Raw genomic sequence first — 21045 nt, 5'->3', positions numbered from 1 at the left:
TCCGTATCTCAGGAGTCGAAGGTCAGCTCGACCCGGTCCGCGCCGCGCAGGGCGGCGACCCGTTCGGCCTCCTCCCGGACGCCCGCGCGCCGGGAGGAGGACAGGACCGCGAACGGCGTGACCGCGACCGTCAGGCGGCGGCCCGTCATGCGGTGCCGCCAGAGGCCCGCGATCTCCCCGTCGGCGAGGACCACCCCGGGATTGGCCACCGCGCGCCAGATCAGCCGCTGGTGGGCGCGGTCGGGCACCACCAGGGCGCGGTCGCCCAGCAGGTAGGGGTCGGAGGGCGGGAGCAGCCGCACGCCCTCGAAACCCGTCGCGCCGCGCAGCGCGTCGAGGTCGGAGGCCAGCGCCCAGCGGCGCCTGCCCTCCACCTGGACGGGCTGGAGCTCGCCGGCGACCAGGTCCCACAGCCGCCTGGCCTCCCCGGGCCGGTGCCCCAGCCAGGCCGCCACCTCGTCCGGGCGTGTCACGCCCAGCAGGTGAACGAAGCGGCGCACCAGCTCGGCCCTGGCCTCGGCGCCCTCGGGCTCGGTGCCCGCGGCACCGGTGATGGGGCGGAACACCACCGGGGAGCTCTCGTTCGGGTCCAGCTCCAGACCGGCGTGGAGCGTCGCCCTGCGGAACAGCTCCTCGCGCACGTGGACCGCGCCGCAGCGTTCGCACCAGCTCCGCGACGTGTCCGGCACCCTGTCGTTCAGCGCCCCGCTCAGCGCGGGCCGGGACACCGGTCGGCCGCCCGCCACCGCGCGCATCGCGGCGGCCACCGTCGCCACCTCCTCGGCCTCGCTCTCCTGGAGCGGGACCAGCGCGGCGGTGACGAGCCCGAGCCCGGCACGGGCCAGCACGTGCGGCGCGCCCCGCACCGTCATCGCCAGCACCAGCGGACCGCCGTCGAGCAGCCGGCCCACCTCGGCGGCGGGCTGCGCCGTCCGCGCCCGCACGCCCGCGAGACCCGACCCGCGCGGCGTGTCCTGGAGCCCCACGCCCAGCCCCCGGACGTCGGTCGCGCGCCGGGTCGGCGAGCTCAGGTCCTGGACCTCCGCGCGCCGGGCCAGCACGGACCGGCGGTCCAGCTCCGGTGCGGTCGGACGCGTCACCTCGGGCTCCCCTCCGGCCGGGACGAGTCGGTGTCGAGGAGAGCGTGCATCATCTCGCGCACGTCGTCACGGACATCGGGCGTGGCAAGGGGAGATGGCGACCGAGAAGATACCCGTCACCGGGTCCGGCGAGGGGATCCCCTTCTGGTGGCGGGCGTCCCGGCTCCACCGCTCCGCGTTCCGGACGACCTGTGGCGCTGGTCACAAAACCGCCGATCCGGCTCTCCCGGTGCGCCTCGCGCGTCTGACAGGACAGGACGCACCGAACAGAAGGAGAACCTGTTGACCGTCACCGCGCCCAGCCGCCCCGTCGACGCGACCGGGGACGACCCCGCCCCGTCGCCGGGCGTCCGGTCGCTGTCACCGCTGCGCCTGGCACGCAAGGTCGCGGTCACCGTCGCCGGGATCGCACTGATCATCGCGGGCATCGTGATGATGGTGCTGCCCGGCCCCGGAGTGGTGGCCATCCTGGCGGGGCTGGGCCTGCTCGGCACCGAGTACCCCGCCGCGCGCCGCGCCAGCGACAGGCTGACCGGCTACCTCCGCGCCGCGTGGCGCAAGGTCAAGCGTTCCAAGAACGACGCCTGACGCGTCGTGGCGGCGGCCCGGTCGGTTCCCCGGCCGGGCCGCCGCCGTTGCGGGTCAGGGGCCGGGGGCGGGGTCGACGGCGTCGACGAAGTCGCGGACGGCGACGCGGTGGTCGCCCTCGCGCCAGGCCAGCGCCAGCTCGCAGGGGGCGATCCCGGTGACGGGGACGGCGCCGATACCGGGACGGCGGTAGATCGCGGCGTTCCCGGACGCCAGCAGCACGATGCCGCTGCCCTCCTCCACGGCCGAGAACGTCTCCTCGGGGTTGGCGACGACCGCGCCGATCCGCGCCGGGCGGCCGCCGCGTTCGGGCAGCGCCAGCCAGAAGTCGCGCAGCGGCCCGGCGCCCTCGGGCAGCGCGAGGAACGGCTCGTCCAGCAGTTCGGCGAAGCCGACCCGGTCGCGTCCGGCGAGCCAGTGGTCCTCGGGGAAGGCCACCCAGCGCTGCTCGCGCGCCACCACCTTCAGGTGGAACGCCTCCTGGCCGGTGAACGGCAGCCACACGAACGCCACGTCCACCTCCCCGCCGGCCAGCCCCGCCGAGGCGTCCTCCCAGCCGATGTGCCGCATCCGCGTGCGCCAGTGGGGGCGGCGTTGCAGGAAGCCCGTGCGGGCCGCCGCCAGCAGCCCCCGGCCGACGCTGGTGGACAGCCCGACCGTCAGCACGGCGGCCTCGGCCGCCGCCGCGTCGCTGACCTCGCGCTGCGTCTCGTCCCAGCGGGCCAGCAGTTCCCGCGCGGACGCCAGCAGGACCCGGCCGGGCTCGGTGAGCGAGACCGTGCGGTGGTCGCGTTCCAGCAGCCTGACCCGCAGCCCCTCCTCGAGCTGCCGGATCTGCTTGCTGAGGGCGGGCTGTGACAGGTACAGCCGTTCGGCGGCGCGCGTGAAGCTGAGCTCCTCGGCGACCGCCACGAAGTAGCGCAGATCGCGCAGATGTGCATCCATAGCCGCCGGTTATCCAAGCAGGTATTGGACGTTTGGCACAGTCCGAAAGCACAGTGTCCGGGTGAGCACCGAAGAAGATCGCCATGCCCCGGTGGCTCTGGTCACCGGGGCCAACCGCGGCATCGGCCGGGAGATCGCCCGTCAGCTGGCGGCGCGCGGTCACACCGTCGTCGCCACGGCCCGTTCCCTGGACGCCGCCACCGCTGTGGCCGCCGCGCTCGGTCCCGGGGCCGTCCCGCTGCGCCTGGACGTCACCTCCGCCGCCGACGCCGAACGCGCCGCCGAGGAGGCCGCCGCCCGCTTCGGCCGCCTGGACGTGCTGGTCAACAACGCCGCCATCACCTACGACACCTGGCAGCGCGCCGTCGACGCCGACCTGGACGTGGTGCGCGAGGCCGCCGAGACCAACCTGTACGGACCCTGGCGCCTGGTGCAGGCGCTGCTGCCGCTGCTGCGCGAGAGCGACCACCCGAGGATCGTCAACGTCTCCAGCGAAGCCGCCTCCCTGACCAACATGGGCGGCGGCACGCCCGCCTACAACGCCTCCAAGGTCGCCCTCAACGCCCTGACCCGCATGCTGGCGGCCGAGCTGCACGCCGACCGGATCCTGGTCAACGCGATCTGCCCAGGCTGGGTCGCCACCGACATGGGCGGCCCCGGCGGACGTCCGGTCGCCGACGGCGCGGCCGGGATCGTGTGGGCCGCCACCCTGCCCGACGACGGCCCCACCGGCGGTTTCTTCCGCGACGGACGCCCCCTGCCCTGGTGACGCCCGCTTTCCGACGACACACGAAGGACACGATGATGATTCTGGTGACCGGCGCGACGGGAAACATCGGCGCCGAAGTGACGCGCGCCCTGACCGAGGCCGATGTGCCGGTGCGCGCGCTGACCCGCGACCCCTCCCGCGTCGAGGCGCGGCCGGGGGTCGAGTACGTCGCGGGCGACCTGGGGAAACCCGAGACCGTGGCGCCCGCGCTGAGCGGCGTGAAGGGCCTGTTCCTGCTGCCGGGATACCCCGGCATGGCCGACCTGCTGGCCGCCGCGCGCCGCGAGGGCGTCGAGCGGGTGGTGCTGCTGTCGGGCACCTCGGCGGCCAGCGGCGACATGAACAACGCCGTCACCCGCTACATGGCCGAGTCGGAACGGGCCGTGCGCGAGTCCGGGCTGTCCTGGACGTTCCTGCGGCCCAGCGCGTTCATGTCGAACACCTTCCAGTGGATCCCGCAGCTCAGGGAGGGGGACACGGTGAGCGTCCCGTTCGCGAACGTGCCGATCGCCACCGTCGACCCCGCCGACATCGGGAACGTCGCCGCGCGGGCGCTGCTGGACGACGGGCACGAGGGCCTCGTCCACTGGCCGACCGGCCCCGAGGCGCTGCTGCCCGCCGACCGGCTGCGGATCCTGGGCGAGGTGCTGGGCCGTGACCTGGTGCTGGACGCCCAGCCCGACGACGTGGCCCGCGAGGAGATGCTCAAGACCACGCCGGTCGAGTACGTGGACGCGTTCTTCGACTTCTACGTCAAGGGGACGCTGGACGAGTCGGTGGTGCGGCCGACCGTCGAGGAGGTGACGGGGCGTCCGCCGCGCACGTTCGAGCAGTGGGCCCGCGCGAACGCGGACAGGTTCCGCTGATGAGGGCGTTGCCCGCGCTGCTCGCGGCGGCGGCCGTGGCGCTGTCGGCGTGTTCGGCCGAGGAGGGGCCCGCGGCGTCGGGAGCGGCGTCCCCGTCGTCGCTCCCGACGTCGAACGCGCAGGCCCCCGCGGGGCTGCTCGGCCCCGCCAACGCCTACGTCCAGGCCGTCAACGGCGGGAACCTCGACGCGCTGGTCGCCGCGTTCGCCCCCGACGCCGTCATCATCGACGTCAGCCGGGAGATCAGGGGCCGGGACGCCATCCGCGCCTGGGCCGACCGCGAGGTCATCGGCGGCAGGCTCGCCGTGAACCGGATCGTCGAGAGCCGCGGCGGCTACCAGAAGCTGCTGGTGCACTGGGCTCCCGGTGGCAGCGCCGGGTGGGCGGCCCACTACGCCTTCACCGTGAACGGCTCCGGCATCACCCGGGCCGACCTGCAGTACGCCTGACCGGCCTCCCGGTCAGCTCAGCCGCCGCAGCTGCGGCCACAGCCGCGCCCAGGGCTCGCGTTGGCCTCGGCACACGAAGACGGGCTTGCCCTGTTCCTCGTTGTCGAGGCCGACGCCGTTGTCGATGCGGCCCGCGACCGTCACCCGCGTCCAGAACCGGGTCAGGTGGGCGGCGCTCTCCGGTCCCACGACGATCGTCGGGCCGCCGGTGTCGGCGGGGCGGCCGAAGTGCCAGTAGCCGTTGTGGCCGCTGTGGGGGCGGGGCAGACCGAGCGCCGGGCCGTAGCGGTCGATCGCCCCGGCCTCGCCGTAGTTGGAGGTCAGGATGGTGGCGCGGGCGCGTTCGTCCGGCGGCAGCGACCGGTGCACGCGGGCGATCTCGGCGGTGAACCTCGGCCAGCCGACCGTCTCGGCGGCGTCGGCGTTGATCGCGGGCTGCGGGGTGTTCTTCAGCCAGGCGACCGGGTAGACCGGCAGCGTCGTCAGCACGGTCATCGCGCCGACGATCGCGTAGGCGGGAACCGAGACGGCCGAGCCCACGCCGCGCGGCGCGCCACGGCGTTCGATCTCCACCGCGCCCGCCGCCCACAGCGCCGCCCACAGGCCCGCCAGGTAGTACGGCTTGCCCGCGGTGACGAGGAACACCGCGTTCAGCAGCAGGTAGGCGTACGCCAGGAAGCGGTAGGGGCGCAGGTCCGGGGAGCGCAGCAGCCGCACCAGGCCGTAGATCCACAGCACCGCGAGCACGGTCCCGCTCAGCACGATCTGGAACGGGACGAATCCGAGCCGACCGCCGAAGTCGCCCTCGGCGGCGATCTGGTCGGCCATCTCCAGCTGCGGCCAGCCGTGCCGGGCCTGCCACACCAGGCCGGGCGCGGTGCCGAGCGCGGCGATGGCGGCCCCCGCCCACAGCGCCGGGCGGCGCACGAAGTCGCGCGGGCCGGTGACCAGCAGGCCCACGACGAGGGCGGCCAGCAGCGGGGCGGCCAGGTACTTGATGTTGCCCGCCACCGCCGCCAGGACGCCGATCACCGGGAACAGCCGGTGGTCGCGGGTGCGGGCCCAGCGCACCGCCAGCCACACGATGGCGGTGGAGACCAGCAGGTCGAACGTCGCGGTCGACAGCAGGTGGCCGCTCGCGACGAGGAACGGCCCGGCCGCGAACGCCCCGGCCGTCATGAGCTGCGCGCGCCGGTCACCGCCCAGCTCCCGCGCGGTCAGCCCGGCGATCACCACGCCCGCCCCGGCCGCCAGCGCCGACGGCGTCCGCAGCGCCACCAGGGAGTCCCCGAACACCTCGGTCAGCGCCCGGGCCAGCAGCGGCACCAGCGCGGGCTGGTCGGGGTAGCCCCAGGCCAGGTGGCGTGCGGCGACACGGAAGTACAGCTCGTCGCGGTGGTAGCCGTACCAGGGGGAGAGCGCGACCAGCAGCACGCCCAGCGCGCCGCCGATGACCAGGAGCGGACGCCAGCGGATCGGGGGCGGGCCGTCGGGGGTGACGTCGGCGGCGGGGTCGGCCTCCGCCGACGTGGAGGCGGACATGCGTGCACCCTAGGCCGCCGCGCCGGTCGCGTCACGACCGCGCGGCGGATCTTGCCGAACACGGCCATGGTGGAAGGCGTCCCAACCGGCAGGGGTGATCGCGCTGGGTGCCTTCGGGAGGCTGTGGACGGCGGCGTCGGTGTCGGCGCTGGGGGACGGTGTCACGCTGGTCGCGGGGCCGCTGCTGGCGGCGACGCTGACCCGCGACCCCGTGCGGGTGGCCGGGCTGACGGTGGCGCAGATGCTGCCCGGCCTGCTGTTCGCGCTGCACGCCGGGGCGCTGGTGGACCGGTGGGACCGGCGGCGGCTGACGGTCGGGACCAGTCTGCTGCGGATGGCCGCCCTCGGGCTGCTCAGCACCGCCGTTCTGGCGGGCGACGCGGGGCTGCCGTTGCTGTACGCGGTGTTCTTCCTGGTCGGCTGCGCGGGGCTGGTGTTCGACAACGCCGCCGCGACCCTCGTGCCCGCCGTGGTCGTCCCGGCGCGTCTGGAGCAGGCCAACGGGCGGTTGCAGGCCGGTCGGATGCTGGGGGAACAGCTGGCGGCCAAGCCGCTCGGGGCATGGTTGTTCGCGGTGGCGGCGTGGTCGCCGTTCCTGCTGGACGCGGTCGGGCTGCTGCTGGTGGCGGCGCTTGCGGCGACGCTGCCCGCGAACCTGAACGCCGCGCCGCGCGTTCCGCTGCGCACCGCCGTCGGCGAGGGCGTGCGCTGGTTGCTGCGGCAGCGGTTGCTGCGCACGCTGGCATGGACGGTCGCGGTGTCGAACGTGGGGCTGGGCGCGGTGTCGGCCGTCCTGGTGCTGATCGCCCACGAGCGGTTGGGGGTCGGCGCGGTCGGCTACGGCCTGCTGCTGGCCGCGCTCGCCGTCGGCGGGGGAGCCGGGGGCCTGCTGGCGGGCCGGATCGTCCGGCTGGCCGGTCCGGGGACGACGCTGCGCGCCGGGCTGGTCGTCGAGACGCTGGTGCACGGGCTGGCGGCGATGACGCGGAACGCGGTGGTGGCCGGGCTGCTGCTGGTGTTGATGGGACTGCACCTGGTGGTGTTCTCGGCGATCGTCGCCTCGGTGCGGCAGTCGCTGGTCCCGGCGGAGCTGCTGGGACGCGTGCACGGGGCGTACCGGCTGGTGACCGTGGCGGGCCTGCTGGTGGGGGCGGTGTGCGGCGGCCTGCTGGCGCGCCATGCCGGGCTGGTCGCGCCGTTCTGGCTGGGGGCGGGTTGCGGCGCGGTGCTGGTCGTGGGGGCGTGGCGGACGCTGAACGACCGCGACGTGCGCGCCGCGCGGGAGGGGGTCAGCCCCCCGGCGCCAGACCGTTGATCACGCGGTCGAGGAGTCGGTCGAAGACGGCCTCCGGGTCATGGTCGCCGTCCGGTTCGTCGAGGGCGCGCGCCAGGCGCGGGTAACGTCCGCTCTCGACGGCCTTGCGCAGGTAGCGGACCTGCGCCCGCAGCTCGTCGGCGGACGCCCCGGCGTCGCGCTGCCTCCGCTCGTAGGTGACGTGGCTGCTGACGAAGGAGGTGACCAGGGAGAACGCCTCCATCGCGGCGCGCACGTCCATGCCGGAGGGTTCCAGCACGGCCAGCGCGTGTTCCAGCTGCGCGAGCGTGTGGGGGCCGAAGGTCCGCCGCTGCGGCAGCGCCTCGGCCAGCCAGGGGTGCCGCCGCAGCACGACGCGCTGGGCCAGGGCGACCGCGCGCAGGTCGGCGCGCCAGTCCCCGGTGGGCGGCGCGGTGCCCGCCTCTCCGACCACATGGTCGATCATCAGCTCCAGCAGGGTCTCCTTGTCGCGCACGTAGGTGTACAGCGACATGACGCCCGCGCCGATCTCGGTGGCGACCCGGCGCATCGTGACGGCCGGCAGCCCCTCGGCGTCGGCGACGGCGACGGCCGCGGCGGTGATCTCCGCGCGGCTGTGCGCGGGCGGCCTCCCCAGGCGCGGCCGGGCGGGCTCGTTCCACAGCGTCTCGGGGTCCATGGTCCCGGCCGCTCCCTTCACCCGATCTTCCGCTCCATCCAAGCATCCCCTATTCTCGTACTAAGTACGAGAAGTCGTCGCGCCGCTCCGGCGGCGGAATCGAGGGACCTGTGGCCATCCGTACGACCTCCCGAGCCCCCACCTCCCGGCCGCGCCGGACGGCACGGGTCGCGCGCCGTCTGCTGCGGGGCCTGCCCCCGGCGCGGCACACCGTCGGCTGCGAACGCGACCTGCCCGTTCCCGCCGCCGACGGCGTGACCCTGCTGACCGACCACTACTTCCCGGCGGAGGAGGGCGAGTTCCCGACGCTGCTGGTCCGTTCACCGTACGGACGCGCCTTCCCCTGGGCCGCGCTCTACGGGATGGCCTTCGCCGAGCAGGGGTTCCACGTCGTGTTGCAGAGCTGCCGGGGGACCGGCGGGTCGGGCGGGGAGTTCACGCCGTGGCGCGACGAGGCGTCCGACGGCCACGCCACGGTCGCCTGGCTGCGCGAACAGCCGTGGTTCTCCGGAGCGTTCGGCACGGTCGGCGCCAGCTACCTGGGCTACACGCAGTGGGCCCTGGCACAGGATCCGCCGCCGGAGCTACGCGCGATGGTGATCCAGATGGGCGTCCACGACCCGTACGGCTTCTACTACGCCGGGGGAGCGTTCAACGCGGAGAGCGCCCTCATCTCCGCCTCGGGCATGCTCCACCAGGGCCGTGGCGCCCTCCCCTTCCTGCGCGGCGCCCTGCGGCTGCGGCGCCACCTGGGCAGGGCCGTCGCGGCGGATCCGCTCATCGACGCTTACGTGCCCGCGCTCGGGGAGCGCGTCCCGTTCCTGGAGGACGCCCTGACGCGTCCGGACGCCGACGACCCCCACTGGCGCGGGGCCGACCTCGGGGAGGTGGCGGCGCGGCTGACCGTTCCGACCTGCCTGATCGCCGGATGGGACGACGTGTTCCTGGACCAGAACCTGCGCCAGCACGCCCGGTTGCGCGGCTCCGTGCCCGAATGGGAGCTGGTGGTCGGCCCCTGGACCCACACCTCGGCGTTCGGGGAGGGGCTGGCCGAGGTGTTCGGCCACTCGCTCGCCTGGCTCCGCGGGCACCTGTGCGGGGAGCCGCCGGAGGTGCCGCGGACGCCGGTGCGCGTCCACGTCGGCGGCGCGGACGAGTGGCGCGGCCTGCCCGACTGGCCGCCCGGGAGCACCGAACGTCGCTGGTATGTCAACGCCGACGGCGCGCTGGGCGAGGAACCGGACACCTCACCGCCCGTGTCGTTCCGCTACGACCCGGCCGACCCGCCGCCCGCGACGGGCGGTCCGCTGCTGTCCGGCAAGGCCGGGCGCCGCGACAACACCGCGTTGGAGGAACGCGCCGACGTGCTGACCTTCACCACCGCCCCGCTGGCCGAGCCGGTCACGGTCATGGGCCGGGTCGCGGCGGAACTGCGGGTCGCCGTCCCCGACGGGCACGGCGACGTGTTCGCCCGCCTCTGCGACGTCGACGAACGCGGGCGCTCCCGCAACGTCTGCGACGGTCTGCTACGGCTTCCCTCCGCGACGCCGCGCGACACCCCGGTCGCCGTCACGGTCCCGATGAGCTCCACCGCCTACCGCTTCGCGGCGGGCCACCGCGTCCGCCTGCAGATCAGCGGCGGTGCGCACCCCCGCTTCGCGCGCGCCCCCGAACCGTTCGAACTGGCGTTGCACCCTCCGTCCGCGCTGGTCCTGCCTCAGCTCGCCAGTTGAGCGCCGCCCGCAGCCGGGCGGAGCCGGTGAACAGGTGGCCGCGCATGCCGGTCGCCTCGGCGGCCCGGACGTTCTCGGCGCGGTCGTCGACGAACAGGATGCGGTCGGCCGCGACCCCCAACGCGTCGCGGCACCACAGGTAGGCGTCGGCGGAAGGCTTCACATGGCCGATGCGGCAGGAGAACGCGCAGACCTCGAAGTACCGGAACCAGGGGTGGCGCGCCTCGTAGTGGACGGCGAGGTCCTCGGGGATGTTCGACAGCAGCGCGACGCGGCGGCCCGACGCCGTGAGCTCCCCGACGAGGGAGACCATGGCGTCGTCCACCTCGCTCCAGCCGGCGACGTCGGCGGCGATCAGCTCGGCGATCCGCCGGTCGTCGAAGCGCGTGCCGAGGGTCTCGGCGACCCGGGACCAGAACTCGGGGCCGGTGAGCCGCCCGCGGTCGTAGGGCGGGCGCCGGTCCCAGTAGGCGTCCCAGAACGCGGGGGCCGCCGCCCCCGCCGTCTCGACCAGGCGCGCCATCCCCGCGGAGGACTGCGGGCGGGCGATGACCCCGAACAGGTCGAACAGGATCGTGTCGCTCACGGGGTCACACCTTCCGTACGGTCAGGCCGGCGGCGGTCAGGGCGGCGGTCTCGTCGTCCGGGGCGGTCTCGTCGGTGACGACCGCGTGCAGCGTGGTGACGGGGGCGACGAACGCCAGGGCCGTGCGGGAGAACTTGGAGCCCTCGGCGGCGGCGATCACGCGGCGGGCCGAGGCGATGGCGGCGCGCTTCACGGCGGCGTCGGCCAGGTCGTAGGCGGTCATGCCGTCGGCCGCGTTGAGGCCGCAGCAGCCGAGGACGGCGGTGTCGAAGCGCAGGGCGGCCAGGGACGCCTCGGTGAGCGGGCCGGTCAGCGCCAGCTCGCCCGGTCGCGGCTGGCCGCCGGGGACCAGCAGGGCCAGCCGCGGACCCCCGGCCAGGACGTTGACCGCGTGCAGGGACAGCGGCATCACCGTCATCCGGCGGTCGCGCAGCAGGCGGGCGACCTCCAGGCAGGTGGTGCCGCCGTCGAGCACGACCGACTCGCCGTCGGCGAGGAGCCCGGCGACCTCGGCGGCGATGCGCCGCTTCGCCTCCGCCGCCTCGGTCGCCCGCAGCGCGAACGGCGGTTCCTCGCCGCGCAGCAGCAGGCTCCGCGCGCCCCCTCGGTAGCGCTCCAGCACGCCCTGCTCGGCCAGGACCTCCAGGTCGCGGCGGATGGTCATCTCCGACGCCCCGGTGAGCTCGGCCAGCTCGGCCACGCCCATCCGGCCCGCCGCGCGCACGGCATCGGTGATCATCCGCAGTCGGTCAGTGCTCGCCATGACCCCATTGAACAGTATGGTTGGTGGAAGTGGAAGTTTACGAACAGAGTTTCTGTTCGTTATGTTCGTTCTCATGCAGAGAGCGCTACGGGCCGGCCGCCGGGCCACCTTCACCTACTTCGCACTGAACGGCTTCGTCATGGGGATGTGGATCGTCCACATCCCGGTGATCGAGCACCGCACCGGGATCGGCCACGCGGTCCTCGGCTGGCTGCTCCTGCTGCTGGGCGCGGGGGCGTTCGCGGGGATGCGGATCACCGGGCCGCTGGCCGACCGGTACTCGCCGCGCACCGTCGTGCCGGTCAGCGCCGCGCTGTGCTGCGCGGCCGTGGTCCTGCCGGGCCTGGCCGACGACGTGTGGACGCTCGGCGGGGCATTGCTGCTGCTCGGGTTCGGCAACGGGTGCCTGGACGTCGCGATGAACGCCCACGCCGTCCAGGTCGAGCGCGGCTACGACCGGCCGATCATGGCGGCGTTCCACGCGATGTTCTCGGTCGGCGGCGTCCTGGCCGCGCTGGCCGGGGCCCGCGCGCTCGGCTGGGGATGGGACCCGCTGGTCACGCTGGGCGCCACCGCGGTACTGGGGTTGATCGTCGCGGGGGCCGCCGCCTCCGCGCTGCTGCCGATCGAGCCCGCGCTGCTGGGCAGGGACGGCCCGGAACGCCCCACGGTCCGGCGGCCGTCGGGCCGCGTGTGGGGGCTGGCGGCGCTCGCGCTGATGCTCATGCTCTGCGAGGGGGTCGCCAACGACTGGAGCGTGCTCCACCTGAGCACCGTCCTCGACGCGCCGGCCGCCACGGCCGCCTTCGCCTACGGGGCCTTCGCCACCGCCATGACCGTCGGGCGGTTCCTCACCGACCGGGTGTCCGGGCGGTTCGGCCCGGTCGTCGTCGTCCGGTACGGGGCGGGGGTGGCCGCGGTCGGGCTGACGGCCGCCGCGCTGTCGCCGTGGGTCCCGCTGGCGCTGGCGGGATGGGGCGTGTTCGGTCTCGGCCTGTCGGGCTGTGTTCCGCAGTTGTTCAGCGCCGCCGGGCACTCCGACCAGGGCAACGCCGCCACCAACGTCTCCCGCGTCGCGAGCCTGGGCTACCTCGGCATGCTCGCGGGCCCCACCGTCATCGGCCCGCTCACCCACCTGGTCCCGCTCAACCTGACGTTCCTCCTGCCGGTGGCGTTCTGCGTGGTCGCCGTCGCGGCGGCCGGAACGCTCCGCCCCCGCCCCGCGTCGCCCGCGCCGGTCAGACCAGAGCGTGACCGTACCGCGCGATGAGCGGTCCGAGGTCCGGGACGCCGTACCGGTCGACCATCTCCTTGAACGCCAGCGTCTTCTCCTCGCCGAACCGGCCGACCCTCGTCGCGTAGGTCTCGGCGGAGACGAACACCGGCGGGTCGGTCTTGCTGTGGAACTTGTCGGCGTACATGACGAGCTCCTCCTCCGCCGTCTCGGCCACGTAGTCGCCGACCGGGATCGGCAGGCGCTGCCCGCGGATGTCGTCGCGGGTCAGGCCGACGCCCGTGTGGCAGGAGCAGAACCGGCAGAGGACCTCGGGAAACCCCTCACCGGCGAGGATCTCGTGCCCGAGGATCCCGTGGCGGATGTACCGCGCGTGGTCCAGCTCCCCGGAGGGGCCGTAGAGGCGGTAGACCCCGATGTCGTGGAGCAGGCAGCCCGCCCGGACCAGCGCGACGTCGACCGCGGCGTCCCGCCGGGCGAGGAGCCGTTCGGCGACCTGGCACACGATCCGGCAGTGCGTGTACACGAGGTCGAAGGCCTCACGCGTGGGCGCGTACCTGAGGTGCAGGGAACGGATCTCGTCGTCGCTCGGGACCTCCACGCGTCGATCATAGGCGAGGCCGCCGTCGCCGATCCGGCAGGGCGTTCCCGCGCCCCGGCGGGGACGGCGATAGCCTTAGGCCGTAAGGAGTGGTGCGTTGGTCGTGTTCGCGGGGCAGGGGGACGCCCGCCGTTCCATGGACCTGCTGTGGCGCGCCCCGGCCGACGAGGGCGGGCGGCCGGGGCCCAAGCCGGGGCTGAGCGTCGCCGTGATCGTCGAGACGGCGATCGCGATCGCCGACGAGCGGGGCATGGCGGCGCTGTCGATGCGCGCCGTCGGCGAACGCCTGGGCCGCACCGGCATGGCGCTCTACACCTACGTCCCCGGCAAGAGCGAGCTGGTCGACCTGATGTACGACCGGGTCCTGGCCGGGCTGCCCCGCGACTACGACACGACCGGCGGCTGGCGGGCGGCGGTGACCACGTGGGCCACCGACCTGTGGGAGTTCCACCTGCGGCACCCGTGGGTGCTCCAGGTGTCGCAGGCCCGGCCGGTGCTGGGCCCCAACGAGTACGTCATGATCGACACGGCGCTGGGCGTGCTGCGCGCCACGGGGCTGCCCCCGCGGGCGATCCGGCGCGTCGTCGGCGCGCTGTTCAACCTGGTGCGCGGGTCGGCGCAGATGATCGCCGAGGCGCGGGCGGCGGTGGCCGAGACCGGGGTGTCGGACGAGGAGTGGTGGTACGCGCGCTCGGCGCTGCTGGAGGAGGTCGCCCCCGACTTCGCCGAGCGGTACCCGTCGGTGGCGTGGCTGGGCGACGCGGGCGCCTACGAGCCGGAGGACCAGTCCGTTCCCTACATGGAGGGGGACGCCCGGGAGACGTTCGAGGCCGGGCTCGCGTTGCTGCTCGACGGGGTCGAGGCCGCCGTCCGCCGGCGGTGACGTCCGCGCGCGGGGACGGTCAGGCGTGGCCGCCGGTCGTCACCTCGCCGATCGTCAGCCCGGCCCGGCCCTCCAGGACGGTCGCGACGCGCTCGACCTGCTCGTCCAGGGCGGTGCGGTACGCGGCGGTCAGCGGGACCAGCGGCTCGACGGTGACGGCGATGCGGCGGCCGGAGCGGCGCTGGTGCCACAGGCCCGCGACCACGCCGTCCACCACGAGGTACTGGAAGTTGGCGGGCAGCACGCGCTCGGCGGCGCGTCCCGGATACATCGCCTCGGGCGGAACGTTGCCGACGCGGTAGGCATAGCCGTCGAAGTAGGGGAGCAGCAGGACACCGCGCGGCGGCTCCTCCGGCATCTCGGCGTCACCGGCCGCCACCCAGGCGCGCGCGCCCTCGACCTCCACCGGCTCCAGCGCGTCGCCCAGCGACGCGAACACCTCCTTGGCCCAGGTCACCGGCGCGTTGAGCCAGTGCGCGAACCGCTGCGGGGTGGAGGGCCCGTAGGCGTGCAGGTAGGCCGGGACCAGGCGGGCCAGCGCCTCGGTCCCGTCCAGCGGGCGGAAGCCCGGGATGTGGCGGCGCGGGTTGGTGTAGGTGGCCTTGCGGTCCCGGGTGGGGCCGAAGCACAGCACGCCCCGGAACGCCGCCAGGGCCGTCGCCTGCCGCCAGCGCGGCCATTTGCCCTGGAACGCCTCCATCACCGGGTCGCCCGCCCAGGGGCCGGTACGCGCGACGATCTCCTCGGTCAGCTCGTCGGCCGTCAGCTCCGCGTCGGCCAGGGCGTCCCCGATCGCCGCGAGGACCTGCTCGGTCTGCTCGGGCGTCATCCGCACCCGGGGCGGCATCGGGTCGCGTCCGGGGGGCAGCGCCGACAGCGCGCCGACCCACATGTCCAGGTCGCGGGCGGGCAGCAGGTGCACGGTGCCCCGCGGGCCGTAGGTCTTGACCAGGTCGCGGTCCTCCCACAGCGCCGCGCGGACGTCGGCGCGGGTGGCGTCCTTCATCCGCAGCGCGATCGCCAGCTCCGCCGCCGACATGACCTGCGCGTGGGTGCCCGCCATCGCGGCCACCGCCTCGACGGCGTTCGCGTGCGGCGCGGTGAGCCCGTGGCGGAGCAGGCGGCGGGCGTGTACCTGGGTCCAAGTCATCATGCTGATCACACTAGGGACCGATTAGGTCGACTTCTGTCCTAGACCTCCGTCATCCTGGACCGCATGGCGGATACACCGGCGCGGCTGCTGAGCCTGCTGTCCCTGTTGCAGACCCCGCGCGAGTGGGCGGGCAGCGAGCTGGCCGCACGGCTCGGCGTCAGCCCCCGCACCATCCGGCGCGACATCGAACGGCTGCGGGAGCTGGGCTACCCCGTGCGGGCGACGATGGGCCCCGACGGCGGGTACCGGCTGGTGGCGGGCAAGGCGATGCCGCCGCTGCTGCTGGACGACGAGGAGGCGGTCGCGATCGGGATCGGGCTGCGCACGGCCGCCGGGAACCCGATCGAGGGCATCGAGGAGGCGTCGGTCCGCGCGCTCGCCAAGCTGGAGCAGGTGCTGCCGTCGCGGCTGCGGCACCGGGTGAGCACGCTCAACGCCGCCACCGTTCCGCTGCCGACCGTCGACGGGCCGAGCGTCGACCCGGACGTGCTGGCCGTGGTGGCCTCGGCCGCGGCGGCCGGGGAACGGCTCCGCTTCCGCTACCGCGCCGCCGACGGGAGCGAGGGGCGGCGGCGCGTCGAGCCCTACCGCCTGGTGGCCTCGGGCCGCCGCTGGTACCTGCTCGCCTACGACAACGGCCGCGACGACTGGCGGGTGTTCCGGGTGGACCGGATGGCCGAGCCGTTCGCCACCGGGGAGCGGTTCGCCGAGCGCGTGCCGCCGGAGGGGGATCCGGCGGAGTTCGTGCGCGACAAGCTCTACTCCTCGGCCCCGGTCTACGAGGCCGACGTGACGTTGCGGATGCCGGTCGAGCAGGTCCGCGTCCGGCTGGGGGAGCGGGGCCTGGACCTGGAGGCGCGGGGTCCGGACTCCTGCCGGTTGCGCGGGTACGCCGACACGCTGGAGTGGCTGGCCGCCCGGCTGATCATGCTGGGCTGCGAGTTCGAGGTGCACGGCCCGCCGGAACTCCGCGACCACCTGGGAGAACTCGGGGCCCGCGCGCTGCGGGCGGCGAACCTCCCGGAAAAGGACGGAAGATAAATACTAGAGAGTATATTTATCCCATTTATGGCCATGACAGAAAATGGCTGCAATAAACCGATGTTTCGCCGTACAGCGCCACTAATCCGGGGGTAACGTCACCCCATCTGCACTCACACGGGGCGGGGTGGGCGGTGCTCGGCATTGACGGTTGCCTGGTTCGGATCATGGAGATTCCCGGCGCGCGGAACGTCACGCTGGTGGACGGCTCCAGCGGGCTGGCGGTCGCCGCCGCGGGCCGCGCCGAGCCGGTCGACCAGCACGAGACGGCCGCCGGGACCACCGAGGTCGTGCGGGCCGTCATGGCCACCCCGGCGCTGTCGGCCACCGCCTCCGGCGACGCCATCGACGAGATCATCGTGTGCGGGGCGGGCGGCTACCACCTGCTCGCGCTCGTCGGAACCGCGTTCGACGGGAACCTTTTCCTGCATCTGCTGATCGACCGCGACAAAGGCAATCTGGCGCTGGCCCGGATCCGCCTCAAGGAGATCATCGGAGAATTGGCGGAGGCCGGGGATGCCCGGTGACGACGCCCTGGCGGCGGAACTGCGGCGGCTGGAACGCGAACGCCGCACCGGCGTCCTCTCCGTCGGGGACGGGGGCGCGTTCCACCTCGCCGAAGGGGCCGTCGTCTACGCCGAGAGCACGCGGACCGCCGGGCTGGAGGCGATGGCGCGCGCGTCGGGACGGGCCGTCCCGGAAGACCGCGCGGCGGCCGTCGCCGCACTCGGCGCGCCGCTGCTGGAGGCGATGGCGCTGCTGGCGACGTTCGACGCGGCCTGCCTCCTGCTCGACCCGGACGTCGAGCCGGACGGGCGGCGGGCCCGGTTCCGGGAGGGGCCGCCGCACTGGCTCGCCCCGTTCTGCCGGATCACCCCGGCGACGCTGGCGCACGAGCAGGCGCGCCGCCGCGACCTCCTCGGCGCGCCCGAGGCGGTGGACCGCTGCCCGGTCGTTCCGGTGCGGCGGGTCCGGCGGCAGCGGGTGATCCTGACCGGCCTGCAGGCCGAGGTGCTGCTCAACGCCGACGGGCGGCGCACCCCCGTCGAACTGGCACGCGACCTGGGCCGCAGCGCGTTCGGCTGCGTGCTGGCGGTGCGGGCGCTGCGCGACGGGGGGCTGGTGGAGGCGCCCCCCGGCGAGGCTCCCTCCGTCGGGGCGGAGCGGCTGCCCCGGCGGCGGGCCGCCTCGCGGGAGGCCGCGCCGGCCGAGCCGCCGGGGCGGTGGGAGCCGGTCGACCACGACGTGCTCGTCCGGCTGCGCAGGGCGTTGGAGGAACTCGCGTGACCGCGCGCAGGAGACGGCTGGGGGAACTGATGGCGAGGCTGACGAGGGTGGCGGACGGGACCGAGGACACGACGGGCTACCCGATGGAACCGGATCCGGTGGTGCTGGCGGAGCTGAAGGGGCTGCGCGCCCGGATCGCCCGGCTCACCGGCAGCCTGGTGGCCTCCTCCGACGGCATGCTCATCGCCCACGACCTGCCGCCGGACGTCGAGCCCGCCGGGATGGCGGCGCTGACGTCCGCGGAGCTGTCGCTGTCGCACCGGCTGGCCTCGACCGCGCACGGCGGCGCCTTCCACGAGGTCGTCGTGCACGGCACCAACGGATACGTCGTCGTCTACTCGGCGGGCTGGACGGCGTCGCTGACCGTGCTGGCGGAGTCCGGCGTCAACGTCGGCCGCCTGCACCTGGAGTCCCGCCCCGTCGCCCGCGCGATCGGCGAGCACCTGGCCGCGTCGCGGGACGACCGGCACCCAGACGACCGGCACCCAACCGAGTGAAAGGGAACACCGCATGACGAACATCGACGTGGTCCTCAAGGACATGATGGCGATCGACGGCGCGGCCGGCGCCGCGCTGGTGGACTACAACAGCGGCATGGCGCTGGGCATGCTGGGCAGCTCCAAGTCCCTGGACCTGCAGGTCGCCTCCGCCGGGAACACCGAGGTCGTGCGCGCCAAGATGCGCACGATGGAGCAGCTCAACATCAAGGACGACATCGAGGACATCCTCATCACCCTGACCGGCCAGTACCACATCATCCGCCCGGTCAGCGGCCGCAAGGGCAAGGGCCTGTTCCTCTACCTCGCGCTGGACCGCAACCGCGCCAACCTGGCGTTGGCCCGCCACCAGCTCAAGGGCATCGAGGAGATCGTCGAGGTCTGACCGCGTCCGGGGGCGCCCGGCCCGTGCCGGACGCCCCCCGCGACGCCCGCGCTCAGTCGACGGTCAGCACGATCTTTCCGCGGACGCCTCCCCTGGCGTGGTGCCGGTGGGCGTCGGCGGCGCGTTCCAGCGGGAACGCGGCGTGGATGTGGAACGACAGCCTCCCCTGCGCGTACAGGTCGGCCAGCGCGGCCAGCCGCGCGGCCGAGCGCTTGGCGGGGGTGACCAGGATGCCCAGCTCCTCGCTCCGGCCGTGGTCGACCAGGGTGACGATGCGGCCGCGGTGCTCGACCAGTTCGAGGGTGGCGTCCAGGGCCTGGCCGCCGACGCCGTCGACGGAGGCGTGCACGTCGCCGCCCGCGAGCGCGCGGACGCGTTCGACGAATTCGGGACCGTAGGCGACGGGGACCACGCCGAGGGAGCGCAGGTAGTCGTGCTGCGCCTCGCGGGCCGCGCCGATCACGGTCGCGCCCCGCAGCCGGGCGAGCTGGGAGGCGACGCCGCCGACGGCCCCGGCCGCGCCGTGCACCAGGACGGTCTCGCCCTCCCGGACGTCCAGCTCCTCGATGGCGATGTGCGCGGTCTGCGCGGCGGCGGTGAACCCGCCCGCCACCTCCCACGGCATCGCGGCGGGCTTGGCGGTGATGTGCTCGGCGGGGGCGACCACGTGCTCGCGGTAGGAGTTCAGCAGCCCGAAGCCCAGCACCTCGTCGCCGACGGCGAACCCGGTGACGCCCTCGCCGATCCGGTCGATCACCCCGGCGAACTCGTTGCCCGGGATCCGGGGCCAGCCCCGGTCGGTGGCGAAGGCGGGCAGCCACCCCTCCACGACCGCCACGTCGAACGGCTGCACGCCCGCCGCCCTGGTCCTGATCCGTACCTCGCCGGGTCCCGCCTGCGGTTCGGGGAGGTCCTCGACGCGCAGCACCTCGGGTCCGCCCGGCTCGTGGAAAACAACCGCCCTGCTCATGTCCGTCTCCGTTCGGTCGTGCGTTTCAACTGGTCACGACGTTAGGGAGGGGGACCACTGGGGCGAATCCGTGCGACCACCGTAGTGGCCGCCGGTCAGCCGCCGGTCAGCCGCCGAGGCCGAGCCGGGCCAGCTCGGCGCGGGAGGAGACGCCGAGCTTCGGATAGGCCTTGTAGAGGTGGTACTCGACGGTGCGGTGGCTCAGGAACAGCTGGGCGGCGATGTCGCGGTTGCTGACGCCCGCCGCCGCGAGCCGCACGATCTGGAGTTCCTGCGGGGTGAGCCGGTCGGTCAGGCCGGGGGCGGCGGCGGGGGCGGTGCCCTCTCCGGTGGCGCGCAGTTCGGCGCGGGCGCGGTCGGCCCAGGGGGCGGCGCCCAGGTGCTCGAAGCGGGCCAGGGCCGAACGCAGCGGTTCCCGCGCGTCGGTGCGGCGGCGTTCCCGGCGCAGCCACTCGCCGTACAGCAGCTCGGTGCGGGCCCGCTCGAACGGCCGCCCGCCCTGTTCGTGCAGGCGGAGGGCGTCGCGGTAGTGCTCCTCGGCGGGGTGCAGCAGGGCGCGGCAGCGCGCGGCGACGGCGGCGGCCCAGGGCTGCCCCGAGGCGTCGGCCCAGGCGGTGAAGCGCGCGAACGGCCCGGCGGCGCGATCGGGGTGGTCGGCGCGGACCGCCGCCTCCACCAGGTCGGGCAGGGCGAACACGGCGGCGGCGGTGTGCCCGGCCGTCGCCTCCTCCAGGCGGCGCGACGCCCGCTCGTGCCGTCCGTGGGCCAGGTCGAGCAGGCCCAGGGCACAGGCGACGGCCGCCGCCGACTCGGCCGTGGTGGCGTGCCGTTCCTGGTCCCGGCAGCGCCGCTCGTCGCCCTCGACGGCGGCGAGCCGGGCGATCACCGCGGCGACGCGGCCGGCGCGGTGGGCCTGGCCGGTGGCATGGGCGAGGTCGAGGGCCTCGGCGACGGTCGCGGCGGCGTCGCGGCGCAGCCCCGCGGCCGCCTGGGCGTGGCCGAGCAGTTGCAGGGTGAGGGGCAGCGCGCCCGCCAGGCCGCGGCCGCGCGCCCGGGCGACGTCGGCGGCGGCCAGGTCGGCGAGGGCGTCGTCGGCGCCGAGGAGCTGCGCGGCCGCCATGACGAACAGCCGCGCGATGAGGCTTTCGGGCGGGTCGGCGCGCGCCTCCTCCACCAGGGACCGCAGCCCGGGCAGCCCCCTCGCGTGGTCGCCGTCGATGACCCGCGCCAGCGCGGCGATCCCCTCGACGAGCGGCGGCGAGACCGGGCGCAGCGGCGCGGCCAGGCGCGCCGCCCGGTGCAGGGCGGCGGGTTCGCCGGAGGACCAAGCGTTGCCCGCCGCGATCACCAGCAGGGTCAGGGCGAGCCCGGGGTCGTCGGCGGCGACCGGGGCGGCGCTGTCGGCGAGCAGGTCGGCGGTGCCGTGCGGGACGCCGCGTTCGAACTCCACGGTCGCGCGCACCATCGCCAGCCCGGCCCGCGACGGCGCGTCCTCGGCCAGCTCCCAGGCGCGGTCGGCCAGGTCGGCGGCCTCCTCGGTGCGGCCGCCGGTGACCGCGGTCTGGGCGGCGCGGACGAGGCGGCGGGTCCGGTCGGCCGGATCGGGGCTGAGCCGGGCGGCCCGCTCCATCAGCGGGACGGCGGTGGGCAGCGCGCCGCGTGCGCCGGCGCGTTCGGCGG

23 protein-coding genes are annotated in these 21045 nt (G+C 74.9%); 13 read left to right on the top strand and 10 right to left on the bottom strand.

Translation table 11 applies throughout. The features are described 5' to 3' along the window. Positions 1 to 8: 8 nt before the first annotated feature. Positions 9 to 1100, bottom strand: coding sequence for a winged helix DNA-binding domain-containing protein (locus tag AKI01S_RS33095; RefSeq protein ID WP_067826520.1), 1092 nt, complete (start codon positions 1098 to 1100; stop codon positions 9 to 11). 282 nt (positions 1101 to 1382) lie between these two features. Between AKI01S_RS33095 and AKI01S_RS51960 the strand changes: the two genes are divergently transcribed. Continuing rightward, positions 1383 to 1688, top strand: a complete 306-nt coding sequence (locus AKI01S_RS51960) for a PGPGW domain-containing protein (protein ID WP_084000490.1) — start codon at positions 1383 to 1385, stop codon at positions 1686 to 1688. A 54-nt stretch (positions 1689 to 1742) separates the two neighbouring features. On the opposite strand, the gene AKI01S_RS33085 is transcribed toward AKI01S_RS51960, so the two are convergent. Continuing rightward, the gene (locus AKI01S_RS33085; RefSeq protein WP_067826517.1) at positions 1743 to 2633 is read right to left on the bottom strand and encodes a LysR family transcriptional regulator; all 891 of its coding nucleotides are present in this window, start codon (positions 2631 to 2633) and stop codon (positions 1743 to 1745) included. 61 nt (positions 2634 to 2694) lie between these two features. Between AKI01S_RS33085 and AKI01S_RS33080 the strand changes: the two genes are divergently transcribed. Genes AKI01S_RS33080 through AKI01S_RS33070 form a run of 3 tightly spaced genes read left to right on the top strand, consistent with a single transcriptional unit; the run spans position 2695 to position 4717 of the window. Further along, positions 2695 to 3402 carry an SDR family NAD(P)-dependent oxidoreductase gene (locus AKI01S_RS33080; protein ID WP_067826515.1) on the top strand — a complete coding sequence of 236 codons (708 nt, stop codon included), beginning with the start codon at positions 2695 to 2697 and terminating at the stop codon, positions 3400 to 3402. A gap of 35 nt (positions 3403 to 3437) precedes the next feature. Beyond that, entirely contained in the window at positions 3438 to 4268 is an 831-nt protein-coding gene (locus AKI01S_RS33075) for an NmrA family NAD(P)-binding protein (RefSeq protein WP_067826591.1), read from the top strand. After that, positions 4268 to 4717 (top strand): nuclear transport factor 2 family protein, encoded by a 450-nt coding sequence (locus tag AKI01S_RS33070; protein ID WP_157420320.1) that lies wholly within the window; start codon positions 4268 to 4270, stop codon positions 4715 to 4717. The genes AKI01S_RS33075 and AKI01S_RS33070 overlap by 1 nt, the downstream gene beginning before the upstream one ends. 12 nt (positions 4718 to 4729) lie before the next feature. On the opposite strand, the gene AKI01S_RS33065 is transcribed toward AKI01S_RS33070, so the two are convergent. Next, a complete protein-coding gene (locus AKI01S_RS33065) occupies positions 4730 to 6259 on the bottom strand; it encodes an ArnT family glycosyltransferase (RefSeq protein ID WP_084000489.1) in 1530 nt (509 codons plus the stop codon). 94 nt (positions 6260 to 6353) lie between these two features. Here AKI01S_RS33065 and AKI01S_RS33060 point away from each other — a divergent pair, with 94 nt between their 5' ends. Further along, positions 6354 to 7574, top strand: a complete 1221-nt coding sequence (locus tag AKI01S_RS33060) for an MFS transporter (RefSeq protein WP_084000488.1) — start codon at positions 6354 to 6356, stop codon at positions 7572 to 7574. On the opposite strand, the gene AKI01S_RS33055 is transcribed toward AKI01S_RS33060, so the two are convergent. After that, positions 7549 to 8232, bottom strand: a complete 684-nt coding sequence (locus AKI01S_RS33055; RefSeq protein WP_067826581.1) for a TetR/AcrR family transcriptional regulator — start codon at positions 8230 to 8232, stop codon at positions 7549 to 7551. The two genes, AKI01S_RS33060 and AKI01S_RS33055, sit on opposite strands and share 26 nt — an antisense overlap. Before the next feature lie 110 nt (positions 8233 to 8342). Here AKI01S_RS33055 and AKI01S_RS33050 point away from each other — a divergent pair, with 110 nt between their 5' ends. Further along, positions 8343 to 9965 carry a CocE/NonD family hydrolase gene (locus AKI01S_RS33050; protein ID WP_067826509.1) on the top strand — a complete coding sequence of 541 codons (1623 nt, stop codon included), beginning with the start codon at positions 8343 to 8345 and terminating at the stop codon, positions 9963 to 9965. Here the strand turns inward: AKI01S_RS33050 and AKI01S_RS33045 are convergent. Both AKI01S_RS33045 and AKI01S_RS33040 read right to left on the bottom strand, forming a co-directional pair. After that, entirely contained in the window at positions 9865 to 10551 is a 687-nt protein-coding gene (locus AKI01S_RS33045; protein ID WP_067826505.1) for an HAD family hydrolase, read from the bottom strand. The genes AKI01S_RS33050 and AKI01S_RS33045 overlap by 101 nt on opposite strands. A gap of 4 nt (positions 10552 to 10555) precedes the next feature. After that, positions 10556 to 11314: a DeoR/GlpR family DNA-binding transcription regulator gene (locus AKI01S_RS33040; protein ID WP_067826502.1), complete on the bottom strand. Its 759-nt coding sequence runs from the start codon at positions 11312 to 11314 to the stop codon at positions 10556 to 10558. Positions 11315 to 11387: 73 nt separating this feature from the next. Between AKI01S_RS33040 and AKI01S_RS33035 the strand changes: the two genes are divergently transcribed. After that, positions 11388 to 12584, top strand: a complete 1197-nt coding sequence (locus AKI01S_RS33035; protein ID WP_067826580.1) for an MFS transporter — start codon at positions 11388 to 11390, stop codon at positions 12582 to 12584. Here AKI01S_RS33035 and AKI01S_RS33030 read toward each other — a convergent pair. After that, positions 12553 to 13149, bottom strand: a complete 597-nt coding sequence (locus AKI01S_RS33030; protein WP_067826499.1) for an HDIG domain-containing metalloprotein — start codon at positions 13147 to 13149, stop codon at positions 12553 to 12555. The two genes, AKI01S_RS33035 and AKI01S_RS33030, sit on opposite strands and share 32 nt — an antisense overlap. 97 nt (positions 13150 to 13246) lie before the next feature. Between AKI01S_RS33030 and AKI01S_RS33025 the strand changes: the two genes are divergently transcribed. After that, positions 13247 to 14032, top strand: coding sequence for a TetR/AcrR family transcriptional regulator (locus AKI01S_RS33025; protein WP_067826496.1), 786 nt, complete (start codon positions 13247 to 13249; stop codon positions 14030 to 14032). A 19-nt stretch (positions 14033 to 14051) separates the two neighbouring features. Here the strand turns inward: AKI01S_RS33025 and AKI01S_RS33020 are convergent, their stop codons facing one another. After that, complete coding sequence (locus tag AKI01S_RS33020) at positions 14052 to 15185, bottom strand: winged helix DNA-binding domain-containing protein (RefSeq protein ID WP_218009910.1); 1134 nt, start codon at positions 15183 to 15185, stop codon at positions 14052 to 14054. A gap of 63 nt (positions 15186 to 15248) precedes the next feature. Here AKI01S_RS33020 and AKI01S_RS33015 point away from each other — a divergent pair, with 63 nt between their 5' ends. From AKI01S_RS33015 to AKI01S_RS32995, 5 genes are all read left to right on the top strand, one after another. After that, on the top strand, positions 15249 to 16226 hold the full coding sequence (locus tag AKI01S_RS33015) for a helix-turn-helix transcriptional regulator (protein WP_067826493.1): 978 nt from the start codon (positions 15249 to 15251) through the stop codon (positions 16224 to 16226). 167 nt (positions 16227 to 16393) lie between these two features. Next, the gene (locus AKI01S_RS33010) at positions 16394 to 16753 is read left to right on the top strand and encodes a hypothetical protein (protein WP_220509725.1); all 360 of its coding nucleotides are present in this window, start codon (positions 16394 to 16396) and stop codon (positions 16751 to 16753) included. Next, complete coding sequence (locus AKI01S_RS33005) at positions 16743 to 17513, top strand: hypothetical protein (protein ID WP_067826487.1); 771 nt, start codon at positions 16743 to 16745, stop codon at positions 17511 to 17513. Before AKI01S_RS33010 ends, AKI01S_RS33005 begins: the two co-directional genes overlap by 11 nt. After that, entirely contained in the window at positions 17510 to 18010 is a 501-nt protein-coding gene (locus AKI01S_RS33000) for a roadblock/LC7 domain-containing protein (protein WP_245681880.1), read from the top strand. The genes AKI01S_RS33005 and AKI01S_RS33000 overlap by 4 nt, the downstream gene beginning before the upstream one ends. Before the next feature lie 13 nt (positions 18011 to 18023). Beyond that, the gene (locus AKI01S_RS32995; RefSeq protein ID WP_067826483.1) at positions 18024 to 18395 is read left to right on the top strand and encodes a hypothetical protein; all 372 of its coding nucleotides are present in this window, start codon (positions 18024 to 18026) and stop codon (positions 18393 to 18395) included. Positions 18396 to 18447: 52 nt separating this feature from the next. Here the strand turns inward: AKI01S_RS32995 and AKI01S_RS32990 are convergent, their stop codons facing one another. Further along, entirely contained in the window at positions 18448 to 19365 is a 918-nt protein-coding gene (locus AKI01S_RS32990) for a quinone oxidoreductase family protein (protein ID WP_067826480.1), read from the bottom strand. A gap of 106 nt (positions 19366 to 19471) precedes the next feature. After that, positions 19472 to 21045, bottom strand: a 1574-nt coding sequence (locus tag AKI01S_RS32985) for a helix-turn-helix domain-containing protein (protein ID WP_218009909.1), incomplete at its 5' end; no start/stop codon positions are given.

Source organism: Actinomadura kijaniata NBRC 14229 (assembly GCF_001552175.1).
Taxonomy (GTDB): Bacteria; Actinomycetota; Actinomycetes; order Streptosporangiales; family Streptosporangiaceae; genus Spirillospora; species Spirillospora kijaniata.
This window is presented reverse-complemented; position numbering and strand designations above follow the sequence as displayed.